General features: G+C 31.4%; 15 protein-coding genes and 1 pseudogene. 12 read left to right on the forward strand and 4 right to left on the reverse strand.

All coding sequences use genetic code 11. From position 1 onward, the window contains the following. Positions 1 to 16: 16 nt before the first annotated feature. A pseudogene (locus ACEWL1_RS09335) lies at positions 17 to 139 on the reverse strand (sigma-54-dependent Fis family transcriptional regulator); the annotation flags it as partial. Positions 140 to 252: 113 nt separating this feature from the next. Continuing rightward, positions 253 to 1707: a tRNA (N6-isopentenyl adenosine(37)-C2)-methylthiotransferase MiaB gene (miaB, locus tag ACEWL1_RS09340; protein WP_409233050.1), complete on the reverse strand. Its 1455-nt coding sequence runs from the start codon at positions 1705 to 1707 to the stop codon at positions 253 to 255. A gap of 199 nt (positions 1708 to 1906) precedes the next feature. Here miaB and topA point away from each other — a divergent pair, with 199 nt between their 5' ends. The 7 genes from topA to ACEWL1_RS09375 all read left to right on the forward strand — a co-directional run bounded on the left by topA (position 1907) and on the right by ACEWL1_RS09375 (position 11289). Then, positions 1907 to 4390: a type I DNA topoisomerase gene (gene topA / locus ACEWL1_RS09345; RefSeq protein ID WP_409233051.1), complete on the forward strand. Its 2484-nt coding sequence runs from the start codon at positions 1907 to 1909 to the stop codon at positions 4388 to 4390. A gap of 39 nt (positions 4391 to 4429) precedes the next feature. Continuing rightward, entirely contained in the window at positions 4430 to 5590 is a 1161-nt protein-coding gene (locus tag ACEWL1_RS09350) for a formimidoylglutamase (protein WP_409233052.1), read from the forward strand. A gap of 111 nt (positions 5591 to 5701) precedes the next feature. Next, entirely contained in the window at positions 5702 to 7087 is a 1386-nt protein-coding gene (gene porK, locus ACEWL1_RS09355; RefSeq protein ID WP_409233053.1) for a T9SS ring complex lipoprotein PorK/GldK, read from the forward strand. A 28-nt stretch (positions 7088 to 7115) separates the two neighbouring features. Then, on the forward strand, positions 7116 to 7730 hold the full coding sequence (gene porL / locus ACEWL1_RS09360; RefSeq protein ID WP_409233054.1) for a type IX secretion system motor protein PorL/GldL: 615 nt from the start codon (positions 7116 to 7118) through the stop codon (positions 7728 to 7730). A 32-nt stretch (positions 7731 to 7762) separates the two neighbouring features. Beyond that, on the forward strand, positions 7763 to 9301 hold the full coding sequence (gene porM, locus ACEWL1_RS09365) for a type IX secretion system motor protein PorM/GldM (RefSeq protein WP_409233055.1): 1539 nt from the start codon (positions 7763 to 7765) through the stop codon (positions 9299 to 9301). Between the two features lie 16 nt (positions 9302 to 9317). Beyond that, complete coding sequence (gene porN, locus ACEWL1_RS09370; protein WP_409233056.1) at positions 9318 to 10175, forward strand: type IX secretion system ring subunit PorN/GldN; 858 nt, start codon at positions 9318 to 9320, stop codon at positions 10173 to 10175. A gap of 76 nt (positions 10176 to 10251) precedes the next feature. Next, positions 10252 to 11289 carry an NAD(P)/FAD-dependent oxidoreductase gene (locus ACEWL1_RS09375; protein WP_409233057.1) on the forward strand — a complete coding sequence of 346 codons (1038 nt, stop codon included), beginning with the start codon at positions 10252 to 10254 and terminating at the stop codon, positions 11287 to 11289. A gap of 14 nt (positions 11290 to 11303) precedes the next feature. Here the strand turns inward: ACEWL1_RS09375 and ACEWL1_RS09380 are convergent, their stop codons facing one another. After that, on the reverse strand, positions 11304 to 11678 hold the full coding sequence (locus tag ACEWL1_RS09380) for a DUF983 domain-containing protein (RefSeq protein ID WP_409233058.1): 375 nt from the start codon (positions 11676 to 11678) through the stop codon (positions 11304 to 11306). Between the two features lie 54 nt (positions 11679 to 11732). Between ACEWL1_RS09380 and ACEWL1_RS09385 the strand changes: the two genes are divergently transcribed. Genes ACEWL1_RS09385 through ACEWL1_RS09400 form a run of 4 tightly spaced genes read left to right on the forward strand, consistent with a single transcriptional unit; the run spans position 11733 to position 15985 of the window. Beyond that, complete coding sequence (locus ACEWL1_RS09385; protein ID WP_409233059.1) at positions 11733 to 13652, forward strand: ABC-F family ATP-binding cassette domain-containing protein; 1920 nt, start codon at positions 11733 to 11735, stop codon at positions 13650 to 13652. Between the two features lie 9 nt (positions 13653 to 13661). Next, positions 13662 to 14597, forward strand: a complete 936-nt coding sequence (locus ACEWL1_RS09390) for a 1-aminocyclopropane-1-carboxylate deaminase/D-cysteine desulfhydrase (RefSeq protein WP_409233060.1) — start codon at positions 13662 to 13664, stop codon at positions 14595 to 14597. Then, on the forward strand, positions 14597 to 15460 hold the full coding sequence (locus tag ACEWL1_RS09395) for a glucosaminidase domain-containing protein (protein WP_409233061.1): 864 nt from the start codon (positions 14597 to 14599) through the stop codon (positions 15458 to 15460). The genes ACEWL1_RS09390 and ACEWL1_RS09395 overlap by 1 nt, the downstream gene beginning before the upstream one ends. Positions 15461 to 15469: 9 nt before the next feature. After that, positions 15470 to 15985 carry a gamma carbonic anhydrase family protein gene (locus ACEWL1_RS09400; protein WP_409233062.1) on the forward strand — a complete coding sequence of 172 codons (516 nt, stop codon included), beginning with the start codon at positions 15470 to 15472 and terminating at the stop codon, positions 15983 to 15985. Positions 15986 to 16061: 76 nt separating this feature from the next. Here ACEWL1_RS09400 and ACEWL1_RS09405 read toward each other — a convergent pair whose 3' ends face one another. Next, positions 16062 to 16655, reverse strand: coding sequence for a hypothetical protein (locus tag ACEWL1_RS09405; RefSeq protein WP_409233063.1), 594 nt, complete (start codon positions 16653 to 16655; stop codon positions 16062 to 16064). Positions 16656 to 16765: 110 nt separating this feature from the next. Between ACEWL1_RS09405 and ACEWL1_RS09410 the strand changes: the two genes are divergently transcribed. Beyond that, the gene (locus ACEWL1_RS09410) at positions 16766 to 18382 is read left to right on the forward strand and encodes a mechanosensitive ion channel family protein (RefSeq protein ID WP_409233064.1); all 1617 of its coding nucleotides are present in this window, start codon (positions 16766 to 16768) and stop codon (positions 18380 to 18382) included. The last annotated feature ends 55 nt before the right edge of the window (positions 18383 to 18437 follow it).

Here is an 18437-nt window from a genome sequence, read left to right on the forward strand (position 1 = left end):
TACAAACAACAATTTATCCATTTAAAATTAAAGAAATATCAGTTGGAGCAACTCTAATCGCTTTTTCTAAAGCACGATTTAAATGTAGGTCGTTTCCAATAATTCCGAATCGTTGTTTTATTACTTGTAAGTTTTCCATTTTTTTTTTTTTTTTTTTTTTTTTTTTGAGGTTCAGAGGTTCATAGTTACAAAGGCTCAAAGTGAATTTTATTTTCGCTTTGTAACTTTGAAACTTTGCTGCTTTTTTTCAATTTAATTGTTATCAGAATAACCAACTGCGGTTCCAATTAAAGTTGCAGAAGTACAATCTTCTACTTTTACATCAACAAAATCACCTATTTTATAATGTTCTTTCGGAAAAACAATTACCATGTTTTGAGTGTTTCTTGCTTTCCAATGTAGATTAGATTTTTTAGACTCGCCTTCAATTAAGAACTCTTCTGTTTTTCCTAAATGTTGTTTTGTTCTAAATAAACTATGTGCTCTTTGTAACTCAATTACTTCTGCTAATCTTCGTTTTTTAACGTCAAACGGAACATCATCTTCCATTTTTTTTGCAGCCAATGTTCCTGGTCTTTCAGAGTACGCAAACATATAGCCGTAATCGTATTTTACGTATTCCATCAAACTTAAAGTATCTTGATGATCTTCTTCTGTTTCTCCACAAAAACCAATAATCATATCTTGTGATAAAGACATTTCTGGAACAATTTTTAGAACATTGTCAATCAATGCTATATATTCTTCTCTTGTATGTTGTCTGTTCATGGCTTTCAGCATTTTTGTACTTCCGCTTTGCACAGGCAAGTGTAAATATTTACACACATTTTTGTGTTTTGCCATCACATGAATTACATCTAAGCTCATATCTTGCGGATTGGAAGTAGAAAAACGAAAACGGGTTTTTGGGAAACGCGTTGCCGCCATATCTAACAACTGAGCAAAATCAACTGCTGTTGCTTGCGCCATTTCTGAGGCTTTCTTAAAGTCTTTTTTTAATCCGCCACCATACCATAAATAGCTGTCAACATTTTGTCCAAGCAAGGTAATTTCTTTGTAATTCTGATCTACCATAGACTGAATTTCTTCTAAAATACTTTGCGGATCACGACTTCTTTCTCTTCCACGCGTAAATGGTACTACACAAAAAGTACACATATTATCGCAACCACGAGTGATTGATACAAAAGCAGAAACTCCGTTGTTGTTTAAACGTACTGGAGACACATCTCCGTAGGTTTCATCCTTTGATAGAATTACGTTTACAGCATCTCTACCAGCGTCAATTTCTTCTAGTAAATTTGGTAAATCTCGATACGCATCTGGACCAACAACCAAATCAACAATTTTTTCTTCTTCTAAAAATTTTTCTTTTAATCGTTCTGCCATGCAACCTAAAACTCCAACTTTCATTTTAGGATTTGTCTTTTTTACCGCATTGTATTTTTCTAAACGCTTTCTAACAGTCAATTCTGCTTTTTCACGAATAGAACAGGTATTTACTAAAACTAAATCAGCATCTTCAAGATTTTGAGTGGTGTTAAAGCCTTGTTCTGCAAGTATTGAAGCAACAATTTCGCTGTCGTTCATATTCATTTGACAACCATAACTTTCTATAAAAAGTTTTTTGGTATTTTCAGATTTATTCTCTTTTACAAGTGCTTTTCCTTGTAAACTTTCATCTATTATCTTTTCAGCTTGTTCCATATTTGTATTCAAAATGAAAGGCAAAGATACAACCAAATTCTAAAAATTGTGACATATTGGCAGAAAATTAACGTTCATTTTTCAGCTAAAATGAGCTAAAAAGCAATAGTAAAATTTGAAATAAAAAAAAACTACCTACTTTTGCAAATCGAATTCACCTTAATGTATTAGGTGTACTTATTTTAAGAGAGCAGATTTTATGGCAAAGAATTTAGTAATAGTTGAGTCACCAGCAAAAGCAAAAACAATAGAAAAATTTCTTGGAAAGGATTTTCAAGTTGAATCTAGTTTTGGACACATTGCAGATTTACCATCCAAAGAATTAGGAATAAATGTAGAAGGCGATTTTATGCCAGAATATATTGTTTCGGACGATAAAAAAGCCGTCGTAAAAAAGCTGAAAGCACTAGCGAAAAAAGCAGATACTGTTTGGTTAGCAAGTGATGAGGATAGAGAAGGAGAGGCGATTGCTTGGCATTTAAAAGAGCAATTAAACTTAAAAGATGAAAACACAAAACGTATTGTTTTTCATGAAATCACAAAAAATGCCATCTTAAAAGCAGTAGAAAATCCGAGAGATATAAATTACAATATGGTAAATGCGCAACAAGCGCGAAGAGTTTTAGATAGATTGGTTGGGTATGAGTTGTCTCCAATTTTATGGAGAAAAGTAAAAGGAGGTTTATCTGCCGGAAGAGTGCAATCTGTTGCGGTTCGTTTAATTGTAGAAAGAGAGCGCAGTATTCAAGAGTTTGAAACATCAGCACATTATAAAGTTGTTGCACAGTTTTCTAATGATGAAGGAAAAACGTTTAAGGCTTCAATTCCTAAAAATTTTGAAACTAGAGAAAAAGCAGAACAGTTTTTAAAATCGTCTGCAATGGCTGATTTTACAATTGCAGATTTGCAAAAGAAACCAGCAAAAAAAGCACCTGCAGCACCATTTACCACATCAACATTACAGCAAGAAGCATCAAGAAAATTGGGTTATCCGGTTGCAAAAACCATGCAAGTTGCACAGCGTTTGTACGAAGCAGGTTTGATTACGTACATGAGAACAGATAGTTTAAACTTGTCTGATGATGCAAGAAAAGCTGCAAAAGAAGAAATTACAAAAAGCTACGGTGTAGAATATAGTAAGCCGAGAGTTTTTAAAACAAAAAATAAAGGCGCGCAAGAAGCGCATGAGGCAATTAGACCAACAGAAATGAGTCGTAGTTCTGTAAGTGTTGAATATGATCAAGATCGTTTGTACGATTTAATTTGGAAAAGAACCATTGCTTCTCAAATGAGCGATGCTAAATTAGAACGCACAAATGTTAAAATAAAGAACTCTAAAAATAGTAAGATTTTTACTGCTAACGGAGAAATGATTCAGTTTGATGGATTCTTAAAAGTGTATTTAGAAGGTGTAGATAATGATGAAGAAGAACAAGCTGGAATGTTGCCAAACTTAAGAGTTGGAGAAGAATTATCGTACGAATTTATCACAGCAACACAACGTTTTACGAGTCCGCCATACCGGTTTACAGAAGCTTCTTTGGTAAAGCAATTAGAAGAATTAGGAATTGGAAGACCATCAACATATGCGCCAACTATTTCTACAGTGCAACGTAGAGGTTATGTAGAAAAAGGAGAAACTGAAGGAGTTGAAAGAGAATACGAACAATTTGTTTTAAAAGCAGGAACAGTTGTGAGCAATTCTTTAACAGAAAAAACAGGATCTGATAAAGGAAAATTGATTCCGACTGATATTGGAAATATTGTAACCGACTTTTTAGTTGCTAATTTTTCTAACATTTTAGATTTTGGATTTACAGCGAAAGTAGAATCGTCTTTTGATGATATTTCTGAAGGTTTAGAAGATTGGATTGAAATGATTAAAGGGTTTTACAATGAGTTTCATCCAACAGTTACATTTGTTTCTGAAAATGCAGAAAGAGAAAGTGGAGAACGTATTTTAGGAAAACATCCAGAATCTGGAAAAACGGTTTTAGTGCGTTTAGGAAAGTTTGGAGCGATGGCTCAGATTGGAGATAGAGATGATGATGAAAAGCTATTTGCTAGCTTGCAAAAAGATCAGAATTTAGGAACCATTACATTACAAGAAGCCTTAGATTTATTCTTATTACCAAAAAATTTAGGAACTTATGAAGCAGAAGAAGTCATCGTTTCTAACGGAAGATTTGGTCCGTATATTAAATTCGGTGCAATGTATGTTTCATTGGGTAGAGGAGAAAATCCAATGGAAGTAGATTTAGACAGAGCAATAGAATTAATTGTTGCAAAACAAAAAGCAGATGCGCCCATTGCAGAATACGAAAACTTACCTGTTCAAAAAGGAGTTGGAAGATTTGGGCCATTTATCAAATGGAATAGCATGTTTATCAACGTAAATAAAAAATACGATCATGATAATCTTACGTATGATAATATTGTTGAATTAATTGAAGATAAGAAGCGTAAAGAAATAGAGAAAGTTATCCATAATTGGGAAGAAGCTGGTATTAGAGTTGAAAAAGCGCGTTGGGGAAGATTTAATATCATCAAAGGAAAAACAAAAATTGAAATGCCTAAAACTACAAACGCTAAAGACTTAACTTTAGAGGAGGTAGAGCAAATTATTGCAGCGAAAGCACCTAAGAAAAAAACAACTCGTAAAAAAACTGCCAAAAAGAAATAGCAATTAGTTATATTGCATGCCTTTAAGGACAATAAGTAAATGAATTTCGATTTTTTAATCCCTATAAAAGAAACGATTATTGCTCACTTAGTGCTTCAATCTGCACAAAGTCTGGGTAGAAATATTCAAGTACATTCAAGTCAGAATGGTTTTCCAAAATTAGATGCAATTCAAATTGCAATCTTTGGCGTTCAAGAGGATAGAAATGCAGTTGACAACATAAACTGTGGAGAAAATCTTGAAGAAATCCGTAAGCATTTATATCAATTATTTCCAGGGAATTGGCATACTAAAATTGCTGACTTAGGAGATATTGTAAAAGGAAACACTATAGAAGACACTTATTTTGCAGTAAATTCTTTAACAACGTATTTAATTAAAAATAAAATAATTCCAGTTATTATCGGCGGAAGTCAAGACATTACATATGCAAATTATAGAGCATACGATTCTCTTGAGCAAACTGTAAATTTAGTTTCTGTTGATAGTAAATTTGATATAGAATCTGCCGAAGAAGGATTAAACTCTCGATCGTATTTAAGTAAAATTATTTTAGACAAACCAAATAATTTATTCAATTTTAGTAATATTGGGTACCAAACATATTACAATTCTCAAGAAGAGTTAGATTTGTTAAATAGTTTATTTTTTGACACCTATCGTTTAGGTGAGGTGAAAGACTTAACTATTGTTGAGCCAATCATGAGGGATGCTGATATTGTTAGTATCGATATTGGTTCTATCCGTCAAAGTGATGCTCCGGCAAACAATAATACTTCTCCAAATGGATTTTACGGCGAAGAAATTTGTGCGATTTCTAGATATGCTGGTATCAGCGATAAAGTAACTTCATTTGGAATTTACGAATACAATTCTAAGTTAGATAACAACAATCAAACGGCGCATTTAATTGCGCAAATGATTTGGTATTTTATTGAAGGAGTGAATTTTAGAGCTAAAGATTATCCGTTTTGCACCAAAGAAACCTATCAAAAATTTATTGTTTTAATAGAAAATGATGACCCTATTAATTTCTATAAAAGTGATAAAAGTGGAAGATGGTGGATGGAGATAAATATCATTACAAATAATAAATACAAAAGACATGCGTTAATACCGTGTACATATCAAGATTACCTTGAAGCAATTGAACAAAAAATACCAGAAAGATGGTACAATGCTTTAAGAAAATTAATGTAAAATTTGATTTCGTTTTAATGCAACTTGTATAAATATAAAGTGTCAAAACGATTGGTTTTTATAAAAAAAAATAATAGGTTTACGAACTTTTTGAGGAAAGATTATATAAATATGAAGAGAGTAGCATTATTTGCACTGATAGTAACCATGCTTTATAGTTGTGGTTCTAATGATAGAGGAGAATTAACAGGTGTTAATTCTAAGAGGAAATGGTTCGCAGAAAAACCTATGGGAATGACATTAATTCCTGGCGGTTCGTTTACAATGGGTAAGCAAGATGAAGATGTTATGGGTACATTAAGTGCCCCAACAAAAACAGTTACAGTGCGCCCTTTTTATATGGATGAAACTGAAGTAACAAATAGCGAATACAAGCAGTTTGTATACTGGGTAAGAGACTCTGTCGTTAGAACAAAATTAGCCTATAAGGCTGCTGAAGTTAGTTTGCTTTCTGACGGAAACGCAGATGGGTCTCCTTTAAGTGGTGGAATTCACGATTATTCATTTGCAGTTATTGATACCACTGATGCAAATCCATATCACAAATACATGTTAGAAAATTATTATGATATTGGTGGAGGTTTAGATTCTTTAAGACCTTTAAAAAAAGACATTGATATTATTTGGAATAAAAATGAATATCCTGATGTAAATTATGTAGAAGTAATGGATTCTTTATATATTAAAAAAGATGAAGCTATTGATGGAAATAGAAGTTTTAATCCAAAGTTTTTAAATTATAGATACTTTTGGTTCGATAAAGAAGCTGCAGCCAAAAGAGGCGGAAATAGAAAAGATTTTTTGCGAACAGAAATGATAAATATTTACCCAGATACCACAGTTTGGGTAAAAGATTTTAATTATTCATATAACGACCCAATGCATCAAGATTACTTTTATCACCAAGCTTATGGAGATTATCCAGTAGTTGGAGTTAACTGGTATCAAGCAGGAGCGTTTTGTAATTGGAGAACAAAAAATAAAAACGATTATCTTAGAGCTAGAAAAAACACCGTAGCTGTTCCAAGTTTTAGACTTCCAACAGAAGCCGAATGGGAATATGCAGCACGTGGTGGATTAAACTTTGCGAAATATCCTTGGGGTGGACCAAGTACCACAAGTGATAGAGGATGCTTTTTAGCAAATTTTAAACCTGTTAGAGGAGATTATGCAGTTGATGGCGCTTTGTACACAATGGAAGGGAAATCGTTTAATGCAAATGATTATGGATTGTATAATATGGCAGGAAATGTAGCAGAATGGACAAATTCATCCTACAATATGTCTTCATATTACATGGGGTCTACCATGAACCCAAATGTAGAAGATAGAAATAATAAAAGAAAAATTATTCGTGGCGGCTCTTGGAAAGATGTTGCTTATTTTTTAGAAGTAAGTTCTAGAGATTACGAATATGCAGATACCGCAAGAAGTTATATTGGATTTAGAACCGTTCAAAACTACTTGGGTAAAATTTACGGAAAGTCAAATAACTAAATTAATTAACCCCCTAAAAATAGAAATTATGGCACAATCAAAAAAAGGAAAAAAAATAATGAATATGGCCTACGGCTTAGGAGCCGCAATCGTTATCCTTGGAGCACTTTTTAAAATCTTACACTGGAAATTTGGAAATGAAATGTTAATGATTGGTATGATTACCGAAGCATTGGTATTTACATTATCTGCTTTTGAACCCGTTGATGATGATTTAGATTGGAGTAAAGTATATCCAGAATTAGGTGATTCTGATGAAGAAGCTACCGGAGCACATGGATTACTTTCTCAGAAGTTAGATACTATATTAAGAGAAGCAGAATTAGACAACACATTAATTAAAGGTTTAGGCGACAGCATTAAAAACTTTAAAGGAGCTGCAGAAGGACTATCTGCTGCATCAGAATCTATTGCAACAACAAATAGTTATAATGAGCAAATGTCTAAAGCTGCTGTTCAAATGGAATCATTAACCAGTTTGTATCAAATACAAATGGAAAATGCAACAAAGCAAACAGAATTAAATAATTCGTTAGCTCAAAATTCTGAAAAATTAAAAGAACAAATGGAATCTTTAGCCAACAATATGGCTTCATTAAATGGAGTTTATGGTGGTATGTTATCTGCAATGTCAAGCAAATAATTAGTAATAATTTATAACTAAACTAATTAGATATGGCAGGAGGAAAAATGTCCCCAAGACAAAAAATGATTAATTTAATGTATCTTGTATTTATTGCAATGATGGCATTAAGCATGGGTAAAGAAGTGTTAACTGCTTTTGGTTCAATCAACGAAAAATTAACCGAAAACAATAACTCTACAACTCAAAAGAATGAAGCTGCCTATAGCAGTTTAAATACAAAAGCAACAGATCAACCAGAAAAATATTTACCTCTTAAACAGAAAGCAGATAGAATTAAAAATGCTTCAAATAAACTGAATGTTTATATAGATAGTTTAAAATCAAAAATGCTGTTTGATCAAGAAGATAAAAAGAATTATGAAGTTATGGATAGAGGAGATTTCTTAGATGAAAACTTCTTTGTTGGTGATAAATATTCTAAAACAGGAACCGAGTTTGTAAATGAAATAAACGAATATAAAGCAACTATTGCTTCAGCATTAGGAACTGAATATAAAAGTTTAGCAAACTCAATAACAGCTTTGTTTAGCACAGAAGATCAGGTAGATAGCGAAGGAGTCACAAAAAAATGGTTGAATTATCATTTTGAAGGTTTTCCTTTAATAGCTTCGTTAACTAAATTAACTCAAATGCAAGTTGATATTAAAAATAGCGAAAGCAATGTTTTAACAACCATGTTAGGCGGTCAACTTGAAAGTGAGGTTTCGTTAAGTAATTATAAAGGAATTGTACAGTTAGATAAAACAGCTTATTATGTTGGTGAAAAAGTAACCGGAAAAGTTGTTTTGGGTCGTTATGACGCAAGCATGGTTCCAGATAAAGTAACTTTAAACGGACGTAATTATACTAATATTGATGCTGGACAAGTAATTTTAGATTTAAGAGCTAGTAAACTAGGTGATAATGATATCAAAGGAAAAATAACCTTTAAAGAGAATAATAAAGATGTAGATGTTGAGTTTAATAGTTCATATACAGTAATTCCAGAACCAAACGATGCTGTAATTTCTGCAGATGCAATGAATGTTGTGTATCGTGGAGTAGATAATCCGGTTTCTGTATCTTTACCAGGTGTAAGTAATAATAATTTGAGAGTTACTGCAAGTGGAGGAAATATTATTCCGACTGGATCAAGTTATATTATTAAACCAGGAAAAGGAAGTGAGATGACAATTAATGTTGGAGCAACACTTTCTAGTGGAAAAAAAATAAACTCTTCTAAGAAATTTAGAGTGAAAGATATTCCAGCAGCAATGGGATCAGCAAGAGGAGAGTTTGGTTTGGTTAAAATGCCAAAAACAAGTGCTGCAAGAGTTGTTATTGGAGCTGGATTACCAGATTTTGTTTTTGATTTAAAATTAAAAGTAACTAGTTTTAAAGTAAAAGTACAAGGGCAATTAACGGTGTTGGTAAATGGTACAACGTTTAACGCAGCCGCTAAAAAAGCTTTACAACGTGCTCGTAGAGGAGATGTTGTTACAATTTTTGATATCGAAGCTGTAATTGAAAATAATACTTCTTACAAACTTAAAAAAGTATTGCCTGTAAGTATAGAAATTTCTAATTAAGATTAAACTAAGTAGTATGAATGGGAAACGTTTTTATATTGTTTTTTTAGCATTAATTACCTCAGGGATAATTAATGCACAAGCCAATTTATTAAACTCAACAAATGTTGATCAGATTGGTAAGAAAACAAAAGAACAATTGTTGGCAGATAATGATGCACCTTTACCTTATGGGTATATAGATGATAGAGATATACTATGGTCTAAAATTGTTTGGGAAGTTATTGATTTAAATCAAAAAATTAATCTTCCATATTATTTCCCTATTGATACTACTAATATTTCTAACAATCGTAGATCGTTGTTTGATACATTGTATAAAGGAATTAGAACCGGTAAAATAAAAGAAGCATATTCAGACTCTTTTTTTAGTTCTAAAATTACCAGACAAGAAATTGCAGGAATGTTATTTAATGTAAGGCAAACCGGAAACAATATTGATACATTTAAGATTAGCACACAAGATATTACTGCTTTTAAAATTAAAGGGATGTGGTATTTTGATAAAAGACAAGGAGAGCTAAAGTATAGATTGTTAGCAATTGCTCCTTTAGGTCCAGATGTGCAAACTTTAGGTGTTTCAGAAATTGAAGATGATAATTTATATGAATTATTTTGGATTTTTTATCCATCGGCAAGAGACATTTTGCACAAAGCAAAAGTGTTTAACCCGAAGAATTCATCGCACCCAATCTCTTTTGATCATTTGTTAAATGCAAGACGTTTTGCTTCTTTTGTTATACGAACAGAAAACATTTATGACAATCGTAAAATATCTGACTACGTAAGAGGAAATTCTTTGTTCCAATTACTAGAAGCAGATAAGATTAAGGAAGATATTAGAAATAGAGAAATTGATATGTGGAATTACTAATATCAATTGACAAATAATAAAAAAGCGTTCTGAATTTCAGAACGCTTTTTTGCATTTAATAGCGTATTTTTACAATATGAAAGTAGATTATATTGTTGTTGGTTTAGGCTTGGCTGGTTTGGCTTTTATAGAAGAACTAATTGCTGCTAAAAAATCATTCATTGTTTTTGAAGACGATTCTCAAACATCTTCTTTAGTGGCTGGCGGAGTTTATAATCCGGTTATTTTAAAACGTTTTACACCAGTTTGGAATGCCAATAAACAATTAGAAGTTGCATTGCCATTTTATAAAAAACTCGAAGAAAAATTAGAATTAACGCTTGATGTAAAATTTAATACTAGAAAAGTATTTAAATCAATTGAAGATCAAAACAATTGGTTTGAAGCTTCTGACAAACCATTGCTTTCTAGGTATATGAATCCAACGATTCTTCACGAAAAAACAAATGGAGTTATAACAGAATTTGGTTTTGGAGAAGTATTACAAACAGGAAGAATAGATACTGAAAAACTCGTTACGTCTTACAGAGAATATTTACAAAAAGATTCAAGAATTCTTTTCGAAAAATTTGATTACGAAAGCTTACAATTAGAAAAACACATTGTCATTTATAAAAACTTAGAAGCATCTCGAATTGTTTTTTGTGAAGGATTTGGAATCAAGCAAAATCCGTATTTTAATAACTTGCCTTTAAAAGAAGCAAAAGGAGAACTTTTAACGATTCATGCTCCAGCATTAGACATCGATTTCTTATTAAAATCTACGTTGTTTGTATTGCCTTTAGAAAATCATTATTACAAAGTGGGAGCAACGTTTAATTGGAAGGATAAAACCTCAAATCCGACTGAAGAAGGAAAAGAAGAATTGGTAGAGAAACTTAAAAAAGTAATTACTGTTCCGTATACAATTATTTCTCAATCAGCCGGAATTAGACCAACCGTAAAAGACAGAAGGCCTTTGGTTGGGGTTCATCCAGAACACAAACAATTGGCAGTTCTAAACGGATTAGGAACACGTGGAGTTATGATTGCGCCAACAGTTGCTAAAAACCTGTTTAATCATCTAGAAAAAGACGAGGTATTAGATAAAGAAATTGATATAAAAAGATTTTAGGGAGAAATAGTATTTTACTTTTTTTCTTCGTAAGAAATAAACATGTTTATCCAAAGTATTCTCGATAAACGTAAATTAATTGGAGTTAAAAGCACTAAAGCAATAAAAATTACAGCAAAAGACTGTAATAAACTTGCTCCAAAAATTAATGAAGCAATTAAAAATATAACAATTGATAAGCCAACTGTAACTCCATAGTTAACATACATAGCGCCATAAAAAAACGAAGGCTCTATCATGTACTTTAAATTACAATTTGGGCAACTATTGTTTAATTCGGTAATTTTTTTTGGTGCAAAAGTTAATTTATGTTTAAAAAAATCACCTTCCTGACATCTTGGACATTTATTGTTGATAATACTGTAGATTTTTGTGCCTTTCTTAAACATGATTACTCTAAATATTTTAAGTAGATTTGCACTCACAAAATTACAAAAAAAAAGATGCTTAACGTACATAATTTAACAGTCTCTTTTATGGGGACAGATTTATTTTCTGGAATCACTTTTAAATTAAATAAAGGAGACAGAATTGGGTTGATAGGAAAAAATGGAGCAGGAAAATCTACACTGTTAAAAGTACTGTCAAAAGACATTGAAACCAACGGTGGTACAATGGCTTTTGATAAAGATGTAAAGATCGGGTTTTTACGTCAAGATATCGATTTTGTTGCAGGAAGAACCATTTTAGAAGAAGCGTATCAAGCCTTTGAAGAAATTAAAGAAATTGAGCTAAAACTCGATGAAATTAATGAACAATTGGCTACAAGAACTGATTATGAAAGTGAAGAATACAGCCAGTTAATTCACGATTTAACAGACAATACAGAACGTTACGAATTGCTTGGTGGTTATAATTATCAAGGTGATACAGAAAAGATCTTACAGGGTTTAGGTTTTAAAAGAGAAGATTTTGACAAACTTACTGATACTTTTTCTGGAGGTTGGAGAATGCGAATTGAATTGGCAAAACTGTTATTACAAAATAACGATATTTTATTGTTAGATGAGCCAACAAATCATTTAGATATCGAATCTATTATTTGGTTAGAAAACTTTTTAAAAGGATATTCTGGCGCAATTGTGTTGGTTTCGCATGATAAAATGTTCTTAGATAATGTTACAAACCGTACCATAGAAATTTCTTTGGGACAGATTTACGATTACAAAAAACCCTATTCTCAATTCTTATTATTAAGAGGAGAAATCAAGGAAAAACAATTGCAAGCTCAGAAAAATCAAGATAGAGAAATCAAACAAAAGCAACATCTAATTGATAAATTTAAAGCCAAAGCAAGTAAAGCTTCAATGGCGCAATCTTTAATGAAACAACTTGATAAAGTTGAACGTATTGAGGTTGATCAAGACGATAATGCAACAATGAATATTCGTTTTGCAAAATCAAAAGAACCTGGAAAAATTATTGTTGAAGCAGAAAATTTAAGTAAAAGTTACGGAGATAAGCATGTGTTAGAAAATGTAGATTTATTGATTGAGCGTAACAGCAGAATTGCATTTGTTGGTCAAAACGGACAAGGAAAATCGACGTTAGCAAAAATGATTGTTGGAGATATTCCGTTTAAAGGACATTTAAAATTGGGACATAATGTTGAAATCGGATATTTTGCTCAAAATCAATCAGAACATTTACCGCCAGAAAAAACAGTTTTACAGATCATGGAAGATGCCGCAACAGATTCTAACAGAGCACGCGTTAGAGATATGTTAGGTTCATTCTTATTTGGAGGTGACGCAGTAGATAAAAAAGCAAAAGTACTTTCTGGAGGAGAACGAAATCGTTTGGCGTTGTGTAAATTATTATTGTCTCCGTTTAATGTATTAATCATGGATGAGCCGACAAACCATTTAGATATTGCATCAAAAAATGTGTTGAAAGAGGCTTTAAAAAGTTTTAATGGAACGTTGATTTTAGTTTCGCACGATAGAGATTTTTTACAAGGATTAACAGATACAGTTTACGGTTTTAAAGACAAAGTAATCAAAGAATATTTAGGCGATATTGATTATTTCTTAGAAGAACACAAAATGGAAAATTTACGTGAAGCTGAAATGAGAACCATTGTTAAAGAAGTAAAAGTAACTGCAAAAAAAGAAGATACTCAACTTAGTAGAGAAGAGGAAAAAGAACTGAAAAAGTTAAAAAATAAATTATCTAAAATTGAATCTGAAATTGCTGATTTAGAATCTCAAATAGAAAAAACAGATTTAGAATTGGCAAACAATTACGATGAAGTTTCCTCTAGACCGAATTTCTTTGAAAAATACAAAGCTAAAAAAGCAAAAGTAGATGCATTAATGGAAGAATGGGAATCAATTGAGGAGAAAGTTACAGCGATTTCGTAACTTACTTCCATGTTTAATTCTTTAATTAAATCTAAAAACCAAGAAATTCTTTTACCAGAGTTAAAAGACAAGAATCTTCAACTCTTTATCAAACGAGAAGATAAAATTCATCCGCTTGTTTCTGGAAATAAATTCAGAAAACTTACATACAATATTCAAGAAGCTAAAAGGTTAGAGCACGATACGTTGTTAACTTTTGGCGGCGCTTTTTCCAATCATATTTTAGCAACTGCAGTCGCTGGTAAATTAGCTGGTTTACAAACAATTGGTGTGATTCGTGGAGATGAATTGGCAAACGATTTACAAAAAACGCTAGCAAATAATTCAACATTACAACAAGCACACGAAAACGGAATGCAATTCCATTTTGTATCGAGAGCATTGTATCGAGAAAAAACATCAAAATCGTTTCTCAATTCCTTAAAAAATAAATTTGGCGAATTTTATGTCGTTCCTGAAGGCGGAACCAACGAGTTGGCAATAAAAGGTTGCACAGAAATTTTAACAAATGAAGATGAAATTTTCGATTATATTTGTGTGGCAGTTGGAACAGGAGGAACCATTTCTGGATTGATAAAATCAGCAAAAAGTCATCAAAAAGTGCTTGGTTTTCCAGCATTAAAAGGTGATTTTTTACAACAAGAAATTGAAAATTTTGTTGCTAAAACCAATAATTGGAGTTTAGTGCACGATTATCACTTGGGCGGTTATGCTAAATATAATGAAGCATTCATTTCTTTTATCAATCAGTTTAAAGAAGAAACCAATACTCCGTTAGATCCAATTTACACAGGAAAAATGCTTTATGGAATTGTAGATTTAATTAAAAAGAACTATTTTTCAGAAAATAGTAAAATTTTAGTCATTCATACTGGAGGTTTACAAGGAATAGCAGGTTTTAACGACAGGTTAGCAAAGAAAAATTTAGAATTAATTACAACTTAATGAAACTTAAATCGTACATAATTATTGCATTTCTTAGTTTCTTTATCGTTAGTTGTGGTACTAAAAAAAGTGTTGTTTCTTCAAAAAAGAAAGTCCCAAAAGAAACTACTTCAATTAAAAAAATGCCATCTGTAAAACAGAATGCGCATGTAAAAAATCTTACTAAGAAAAATAAAAACCTAAACAAACACACACTTACGTATATTAAAAAATATGCGCCGTTAGCAGTAATAAAAATGCATGAATATAAAATTCCGGCAAGTATTACGTTAGCACAAGGAATTTTAGAATCTGGAAATGGTAGAAGTACGTTGGCATCAAAATCTAACAATCATTTCGGAATTAAATGTCATACAGGCTGGACTGGAAAAAGAGTGTATCATGATGATGATAAAAAAGATGATTGTTTTCGAAAATATAAATATGTAGAAAATTCATACAACGATCATTCTAAGTTTTTAACAGGAAGAAAACGCTATGCATTTCTGTTTAATTATAGAACATCAGATTATAAAAAATGGGCAAAAGGATTAAAAAAAGCGGGTTATGCAACTGATAGAAAATATCCAACAAAACTGATTACCATTATTGAGAATTATAAATTGTATGAATTTGATAAGGTTAAAAAAAGTGATTTAAAAAAATATCAAAAAGAAGTAAAAAACACAAAGCCAAAAAGTACTTCTGTAAAAACAACTACAAAAACGACAAAAGTGCTTTCAGGAAAAACACATACTGTTAAAAAAGGAGAAACTTTATATTCTATTTCTAGAAAATATAAAATTACTGTTCAGCAATTAAAGAAAAGCAATAATTTATCAGGCAATACAATTAGTATTGGCCAGAAATTAATAATAAAATAAGATCATTTAATGAAAATCATTAAAGCTGTAAAAGGAAAGTTTCCGCAAATTCCAGAAGATTGTTTTGTTGCAGAAAATGCAACAATTGTTGGCGAAGTTTCAATGGGGAAAAATTGTAGTGTTTGGTACAATGCTGTAATTAGAGGCGATGTTCATTTTATAAAAATGGGCGATAAAGTAAATGTGCAAGACGGTGCAATAATTCATGCAACGTATCAAAAATCACCAACAACAATTGGCAATAATGTTTCCATTGGTCATAATGCAATTGTGCACGGATGTAGAATTCATGATAATGTGTTAATCGGAATGGGAAGTATTATTATGGATGATTGTGTAATAGAAAGTAACTCAATTATTGCAGCTGGTGCGGTTGTTTCTAAAAATACTAGAGTAGAAAGTGGGACTATTTATGCGGGAATTCCGGCTAAAAAAATAAAAGACATTTCTAAGGAATTAATTTCTGGTGAAATAGATAGAATTGCCAATAATTATGTAGAATATGCGAGTTGGTTTAAAGAATAGAAAATGAAAAACCCGATGAACTCTCACATAACACCGGGCTTTTTGTATTAATCAATCAAACAAATACATTTATTTTCTAACGCTTTCCTTTTCCGCGTTTTTTCATTTTTCCTTTCTTATTTTTCATTTTCTTTTTTGAATCCATTCTCTTTTTAGCATGACCAACTTTACGCTTTTGTAATTTTGTGAATTTTGCATATTGTTCTGGAGATAAGATTTTTTTCATTTTAGCTTGAAACTCAATTCTATTATCTAAAGCTTCATTTGCAGTATCAAAATCTATTTTTGCTCTTCCGCGTCCTCTTCTCATTAAGGTTGCATCTTCTTTTTTTAATTCTCCTGACTTGATAGCTTTTCCCACTCTTTCTTTAAAGTCAGCTCTGTCTTTACTTTCTTTTTTGATTTTTGCTAATTTAGTTCTAGACGCCAATGCATCATTTCTCATTTTGTCTCCCTTTACCTTTCTTTGTTTCCCCATTTCTGTATACAAAGCAGTAATTTTTTTAGTTTGATCTTTCGTTAAATCTAACTGTAGCGCCATTTTTTTTACAGATAATGTTGCGCGTTGTTCTGGAGTCATAGTATCAGCTTTTGCCATTCTTTTTCTTTGTTGAGAAAATCCTGACGAAACTGTAAATATAAATGCTAATGCGAATGCTATTTTTTTCATGGTTTAAAATTTTAAATGTTATTTAATATGCTTCTATGACATTAGAAAAATGAAAAGGTTTAAATTTGTGTTTTTTTTTAACATTCGATTAACATAAAAGAAGTCCTAAAATGAAAAGATTACTACTAATTTTTTTACTATTTACAGCAGTTGTATCTGCCCAAGATTCTATTAAAGTAAATCTTAAAAACCCTAATGCTACTGTATATACACATTTGTATTTTTTACAATCAGATTCTTATCAACCAGAGAAATCGGCACAAACTATTTTTCCGAATTCAACCAAAAAACCTAAAGTTGCTGCGATTAAATTAAAGCAGATTTTAGATGGAAAAGGATTGTTTGTAGATTTTAAACAAGTGCCAACAGATGCTAACTATAAAGACTCTTTAGCATATGATAATTCACATAAATATGTTTTATTTCCAGAAGTATTGCCTCTTATTTCCGTTGAGAAAATTGGAGGAAATTGGTATTATTCTCAAGAAACAATATCAAATTTAGATAAAATTTATAATGATATTTTTCCTTGGTATGTATTAGAATTTGAAAAAATAATGCCTGAGTTTGCTCAAAAAAAAATTTTAAATATTGAAATTTGGAAATTCTTAGGATTATTACTTATGTTGCTTATAGCAGTTTTATTACATGCTATTTTTAAACGTATTATTTACTTTGTACTTCATAAGATCCACAATTCTTTTATTCGAAATAACAGCTTAACTGTTGCAAAGGTATTAAAGAAATTAGCACATCCAATAAGTTTATTAATTGCGTTAAGTTTTATTGATAAAATTTATCCTTCTTTACAGTTCGGACTAGCAATTAACAAATGGGCGTTTATTGGATTGAATATAACACAAACTGTTTTTTGGATTTATATTTTCTTGCAATTAGTAACGGTAGCCATGCATGTGTATTCTGAGCTTACAGCAAAAACTCAAAGCAAATTAGACGACCAACTGGTTCCTATTTTAAATAACTTTTTAAAAGGAATTGTCATTTTTGTTGGAGTTCTAAAAATGTTAACAGTTTTCGGAATTGATACTACAGCAGTAATTGCAGGAGCATCAATTGGTGGTTTGGCTGTTGCTTTGGCTTCTCAAGATACGGTGAAAAATTTGATAGGGACTTTTATGATTTTCCTTGATAAACCTTTTCATATTGGAGATTGGATTGAAGCTGGCGGAGTAGAAGGTTCTGTAGAAGAAGTTGGATTTAGATCTTCAAGAATTAGAGCTGCGGATACTTCTATATTTCAAATTCCAAATAGTAAATTGTCTGAAATTGTCATCAACAATAAAGGTTTGCGTTTGTATAGAAGATATAACACCAATGTGGGTCTTCGTTATGATACACCACCAGAATTGATTGAAGCTTTTGTAAAAGGAGTTAGAGAAATTATTATTGCGCACCCAGAAACGCGTTCTGAGCCAGATTCTTATAATGTAGAGTTTACAGGTTTTGGAGATTCTTCTTTATTGATTTTAATTAACGTTTATTTTAAAAGTTTGGCTTGGGGAGTAGAACAATCTTCTAAACATAAATTGCATATTGCCATAGTAAAGTTAGCTAAAGAGTTAGGTGTTGATTTTGCATTCCCTTCTTCAACTGTTATGATAGAGCAATTTCCAGAGAAACAAAGTTTGGATTTAAAATACAATATAGATCAAAAACGAATAGATGAGGTTATTAAAAACCAATTAGAAAATTTTAACAAGAAGTAGTGTGAGAATTGAGCAAATAAAAAGCCTTACCAAATTTGGTAAGGCTTTTTTTATT

The organism is Polaribacter gochangensis (assembly GCF_046224025.1).
GTDB lineage: Bacteria > Bacteroidota > Bacteroidia > Flavobacteriales > Flavobacteriaceae > Polaribacter > Polaribacter gochangensis.